Source organism: Streptomyces ziwulingensis (assembly GCF_039542605.1).
GTDB classification, from domain to species: Bacteria; Actinomycetota; Actinomycetes; order Streptomycetales; family Streptomycetaceae; genus Streptomyces; species Streptomyces ziwulingensis.
In genome coordinates this window covers 36244-42387 of sequence record NZ_BAABIG010000009.1, presented here as the reverse complement: position 1 = coordinate 42387, position 6144 = coordinate 36244, and the positions used below count along the sequence as shown (strand labels likewise).

At 74.6% G+C, this 6144-nt stretch carries 1 protein-coding gene and 2 pseudogenes; all 3 read right to left on the bottom strand.

The window, feature by feature from the left end; genetic code table 11:
* Positions 1–1929, bottom strand: a pseudogene (locus ABEB00_RS36025) (type I polyketide synthase); the annotation flags it as partial.
* 1041 nt (positions 1930–2970) lie between these two features.
* Positions 2971–4458, bottom strand: a pseudogene (locus ABEB00_RS36020) (class I adenylate-forming enzyme family protein); the annotation flags it as partial.
* 450 nt (positions 4459–4908) lie between these two features.
* Positions 4909–6102 (bottom strand): cytochrome P450, encoded by a 1194-nt coding sequence (locus tag ABEB00_RS04995; protein ID WP_345617664.1) that lies wholly within the window; start codon positions 6100–6102, stop codon positions 4909–4911.
* Between the last annotated feature and the right edge of the window lie 42 nt (positions 6103–6144).

Here is a 6144-nt window from a genome sequence, read left to right as displayed (position 1 = left end):
CCGGCCTGGCCGGTCAGCGCACCCTCGGACGCCGCCGACACCACCAGCGGCACCACACCGTCGTGCGGGGGCACCGGTTCCCCGGGCGCCTCGTCCCGTGCCTGCTCCAGGATCACGTGCGCGTTCGTGCCGCTCACGCCGAACGCGGACACACCGGCCCGGCGCGGGCGCCCGGTCTCCGGCCACTGCCGGGCCTCGGTGAGCAGTTCGACGGAGCCCGCCGACCAGTCGACCTGGGAGGAGGGAGCGTCGACGTGCAGGGTGGCGGGGAGGACGCCGTGGCGCAGCGCCTGGACCATCTTGATCACACCGGCGACACCGGCGGCGGCCTGCGTGTGCCCGATGTTGGACTTCAACGAGCCCAGCCAGAGCGGCCGTTCGCGGTCCTNGGGTCGTTCCGGTGCCGTGGCCCTCCACCGCGTCCACGTCCGTCGGCGTCAGTCCCGCCTCGGCCAACGCCTTGCGGATCACGCGCTGCTGGGAAGGGCCGTTCGGGGCGGTCAGGCCGTTGGAGGCGCCGTCCTGGTTGACCGCGCTGCCCCGCACGATCGCCAGTACCTGGTGCCCGTTGCGCCGGGCTTCCGAGAGCCGCTCCAGGACGAGCACGCCCGCGCCCTCGGCCCAGCCGGTGCCGTCGGCCGCGTCGGCGTACGACTTGCAGCGCCCGTCGGCGGCCAGCGCCCGCTGTCGGGAGAACTCCACGAAGGTGCCCGGGGTGGCCATGACGGTCGCGCCGCCGGCCAGTGCCATGGAGCACTCCCCGCGCCGCAGCGCCTGGGCGGCCAGGTGGAGTGCGACCAGGGAGGAGGAGCAGGCGGTGTCCACGGTCACCGCGGGGCCTTCGAGGCCGAAGACGTACGAGATGCGGCCCGAGGCGACACTGGAGGCGGTCCCGGTGGTCACGAAACCTTCGAGTTCCGCGGGGAGTTCGCCTCCGGAGCCGTAGCCCTGGCCCATGATCCCGGCGAACACGCCGACGTCCGTGCCCTTCAGCGCGTGCGGGTCGATGCCCGCCCGCTCCAGCGCTTCCCAGGACGTTTCGAGGAGGAGGCGCTGCTGGGGGTCCATCGCCAGCGCCTCACGCGGCGAGATACCGAAGAGGCCCGCGTCGAACCGGCCGGCGTCCGGCAGGAAGCCGCCGCGCTCGACGTAGGAGGTGCCGGGCTTCTCCGGATCCGGGTCGAAGAGGCCGTCGAGGTCCCAGCCCCGGTCGGCCGGGAACGCCGAGACGGCGTCCGCGTTCTCGGCGCTCCCCGCCAGCAACCGCCACAGGTCGTCCGGGGTGTTGACGCCGCCGGGCAGCCGGCAGGCCATGGCGACGATGGCGACGGGCTCCTGCGGATCGGCGGGCGCGGCCGGCCGCTCGGGGCGCGCCGGGGCGTCGTCCAGGCCGAGGACGGCGTTGCGCAGGTGGGCCGCCAGTTCGCGCGGGGTCGGGTGGTCGAAGGTCACCGCGGCGGGCAGCCGCAGTCCGGTGTGCTCGGTCAGCCGGTCGCGCAGCGCGACGACGGCGACCGAGGTCAGGCCGAGGTCCCGGAAGGCGCGGTCGGCGGGGAGGAGGGCGGTGTCCGGGCCGGGCAGGACGGTGGCCGCCTGGTCGCGGACCAGCCGTTCGAGGAGGGCCGTCTGCGCTCGCTCACCGAGGCCGGCCAGACGTGCGCGCAGGGCGGCGGTGACGGCGGCGTCGGGGCGGGCCTGCCGGGCCGGTGGCTCGGTCAGGGCGCGGAGGATCGCGGGGACCGGCCGGGACGGGTCGGGCAGGGCGGGCCGCGGGGTGAACAGGGCCGGAGCCCGGCCGGCGAGGAGCAGGTCGAACGCGGCGAGCAGGTCGGCGGGGCGGGCCGTCTCGTCGTCGGCCCGGACGAGGTGTGCGGCCGGGCCGCGCGGCCGGCGGGCGTGCGTGACCGCCTCGGTGAGTGCGCCGCGCACCGCCCGGTCCGGGTCGCCGGGGGCGCCAAGCGTCGCGGAGCCGTCGGTGACGGTGATCAACTGGCGTGTCAGGGGAAGCTGTTCGTCCAGCGTGCGGGCCAGGGCGGGGTCGTCGGCGGTGTGTACCGCCAGCCTCACCGGGGTGTCCGCGAGGGCGCCGGGCAGGGCGGGGTCGTCGGCGCTGAGACTGCGGGTGTGGGTGCCGGCGGGCCAGGCGGCCGGGTCGGTGCGGTCGGTCGTGCCGGGCGCGTGGACGAGCAGCAGGTGACCGGCCCCGTGCACGGTGGCGAGGTGGTGGGCGAGCGCCGCGCCCGCGGGCGTGTCCGTGCCGGTGACGACGACGGTTCCCGGGAGGGCGGGGGCAGGGGGACGCGGCCCGCCGTCCACCGGGGTGCGCAGCAGCCGGGGTACCAGTAACTCCGCGCCTCGGATCGCGAGTTGCGGTTCGCCGGAGGTGAGTGCGGTGAGCAGCGTCGCCGCGTCCGGGTCGGCCACGCCGAGGTCGACGACGGTCACCTTCCGGTCCCCGTCCGCCTGGAGCGACCGTACGGCGGCCCACAGCGCGGCGCCGACCGGGTCGGGCACGGTGCCGTCGGCGGGTGTGGCCGACCGGGTGAGGACCACCAGGGGTTCGGGGACGTCCCCGCCGGTCGCCTGCTCGATGAGCAGGCGGGCCTGGGTGAGGGGGTCGGCGGAGGCGGCCGGCGGCAGCAGGACGGTCAGGTCCGGAACCCCGTCCGCCCCGCCCGTCCCGTCCGTCCCGTCCGTCCCGTCCGTCCTGTCCGTCCCGTCCGCCGAAGCGTCGACGTTCCCCGGATCGGCGTGGAGTTCCGTGCGCACCCCGGCCGCCCGCAGTGCCGCGACGAGGCCGACGGTGTCCTCCCCGACCACGGCGCACGCGGCCGGGCGGGCGGTGTCGCCGGTACCGGCCGGCGCCGGCAGCCACGCGGGGCTCAACAGCCCGTCGTGGTGGCCGTCGGCCGCGTGGCGGGGCCAGTACGGCTGGGCGGCGAGAAGCCTGCGAACGATCTTTCCGGAGGCGGTGCGCGGGATGGCGGCGACCTCGTGGATCCGCTCCGGGAGCTTGTACGCGGAGAGCCGGGCGCGGCAGTGGTCGAGCAGGGCGGCGAGGTCGAGGCCGTCGGGTCCGGGGACCAGCCAGGCCACGGGCACCTCGCCCAGGGTGTCGTGGGCGGCCCCGGCGACGCCGGCGTCGGCGACCCCGGGGGCGGCGCGCAGGACCGCTTCGACCTCGTCGGGGTGAATGTTCTCGCCACCGCGGATGATCAGGTCCTTCAGCCGGCCGCAGACGGTGAAGTAGCCGGCCTCGTCCCGGCGGGCCAGGTCGCCGGTGCGGAACCAGCCGTCGCGCAGCGCGGCCCGGGTCGCCTCGGGGCTGTTGTGGTAGCCGGACATGACGTTGGGCCCGCTGACCCAGACCTCGCCCTCCCGCCCGGTGGGCACGTCGAGTCCGGTGTCGGGGTCGACGACGCGGACGTCGACGCCCGGTACGGGCAGTCCGCAGGAACCCTCGACGCGGGCGCCGTCCGGCGGGTTCATGGTGATCGCGCCGCAGGTCTCGGTGGAGCCGTAGGCGTCGACCAGCGGGACGCCGAAGGTCTCCTCGAAGGCGCGGCGCAGCTCGGACCCGGTGACGGCGCCGCCGACGAGTCCGATGCGCAGGTGCGGCAGGGACAGGCCGGTACGGCGGGCGGTGGCGACGAGGTGGTGGTACGTGGTGGGAACACCGGCGAGGAAGGTGGCCCGCTCCTCGCGGAGCAGATCGAGGACATCGTCGGCGGAAGCCCCGTCCGTGATGCGGGCGGTGGCCCCGACGGAGGTCACCGACAGCACGCAGGCGATGTGGGACAGGCTGTGGAAGAGCGGCAGCGGCCACAGCACCCGGTCGTCCTGGCGCAGGTCCGGGATGGGTACGTAGCTGGCGGCGACCGACCAGAGGCAGTTGCGCTGGCTGGACAGCACGCCCTTGGGGCGCCCGGAGGTACCGGAGGTGTAGAACATCCAGGCCACCTCGTCCAGACCGAGGTCGTCCGGCGCGGGCGTGCCCGGGTCGGTGACCGCGAGGTCGTCGTAGGCGTGGGCGCCCGGTGGCAGCTCGCCGGCGCCGGTCACCAGCACGGTCGTGTCCGGGGCGGTGGACGACACCACCTGCAGAAACGTCACTGCACTGCCGTGCCCGGCGAGGGCGAAGGTCGCGCCGCTGTCGGTGAGGAAGTACTCCAGCTCGGCGGGCGCGGACCGCGGGTTCACCGGTACGCCGACGCCGCCGGCCCGCACCACCGCGAGATACCCCTCCACCATCGCGACGGAGTTGCCGAGGCAGAGCGCCACCCGGTCGCCGCGGCGCAGGCCGAGGCGGACGAGATGTCCGGCGAGCCGCCGGGTCCGCGCCTCCAGCTCCGCGTAGGTGACCGCGCGCCGGTCGTCGGCGAAGGCGACCTTCTCCGGGATGCGGCGAGCGTGCTCTTGCAGCGTGACCGCAAGCGGTGTGACCAGGTCGGGACGCACGCCTCGGACTCCTTCCACAGGGCGACAGCGGGTACCGGGAGCAGCAGGTCGGGGTGGTCTCCGGACGCGGCGCGGGCGGCTGTACGTCAGTGGACAGCCGGCCGTCGTCCGGAACGACGGAAGCAGACATCCCCGCGCCGCGAGGGTGCGCGGCGCTCAGGCGCCCGGAAGGGCGGGAGCGGACCGGTCCCGCCGCCGGGGTGGGCAGGGGCCGTTCCCTCGCCGCGGACGGCCGGGAGGGCCGGCCCGGGGCGGCCGGAACGGGCGGACGCGACCGGCCCGCGCAGGGACGCGCGGGAGCCGTCGTACCGCCGGACGTGGTCGGAGGTGGGGGGAGAAGAAAGTAAGGGGACGAGTGAGGGGAAAGAGAGGGGAGGGGAGGGGAGGTACTACGGGGACGCCCGCGGGCTCACGGGCGGACCGGGAGGCTTGCCGGGCGGACCGGAAGCCTTACCAGGTGACCGGGAGGCTCTGCAGGCAGAAGACGGAACCGCGGGTGCGCAGCGGGACCTCCTCGGCCGGTGTGGCCGCCTGCAGGTCGGGGAAGGCCCGCAGCAGCGCGCGCAGACCGGTGCGGAGTTCGAGGCGGGCCAGGTTCTGGCCGACGCACTGATGGATGCCGTGGCCGAACGCCAGGTGGCCGGCGGTGTCGCGGTCGAGGTCGAGGTCGGCGGGGCAGCCGTACTTCGCCGGGTCGCGGTTGGCGGCCGGCAGGGACACCGTGACGGTCTCCCCCTTCTTCACCAGCTCGCCGCCGACTTCGACGTCCTCCAGCGCGGTACGGAAGGTCTCGTACTGGTTGACGGTGACGTAGCGGAGGATCTCCTCCACGGCCGCGTCGACGCGGGTCAGGTCGGCGCGCAGGGCGGCGAGTTGCGCGGGGTGGTGCAGCAGCGCCATGACACCGACGCTGAGAGCGCTCTCGGTGGTCTCGTAGCCCGCGAACAGCAGCAGGGCGACCATGTTGCCGAGTTCTTCGTCGGTGAGTTCGCCGGCGGCCAGGAGCCGGCTGATGATGTCGTCACCGGGCTGTTCGCGCTTGCGCTCGATGGTCTCCGCGATGAGCGCGCCGACCTCCATGTAGGCCGCCATCGACGCGTCGGCGTCGCCGTCCGGGTCGTGCGAGATGGCGGACGCGTCGGCGTACCGCGCGCGCTCCTCCCACGGCAGGCCGACCATGTCGGACAGGATCCGCAGGACGAGCGGCTGGGCGAAGGTGCGGAGCAGGTCGGCGGGCGCGCCGTGCTCGCGCATCGCCTCGACCTGCTCGGCGGCCACCGACTCGACGTGCGGGGCGAGTTCGGCGACGCGCCGGACGGTGAACTCGCGTGCCAGCATGCGGCGCAGGCGGGTGTGGTCCGGCGGGTCCATGTGGATGAACATGCCGGGCATCGCGGGGAACTGCGGTACCGGGGCACCGTACTTGGTGGTGGGGAAGTGACCGATCTCCAGGCTGTGACTGAAGCGTGGGTCGCTGAGAACCTCCCGGACGGTCCGGTGGCTGGTGGCGATCCAGCCCAGGTGACCGTCCGGGTAGGCCATTCTCGCGAGCGGGCTCTCCTCCCGCACCTTGTCGAAGATCGCGGGCGGGTCGAAGTGGTGCGTACGTGCCCAGACTTCTTCGAAGGACAGGATCTCGCTCATGAAGCACCTTCCCCACAGTGTGTAAGAACGTGTCTGTGTGTA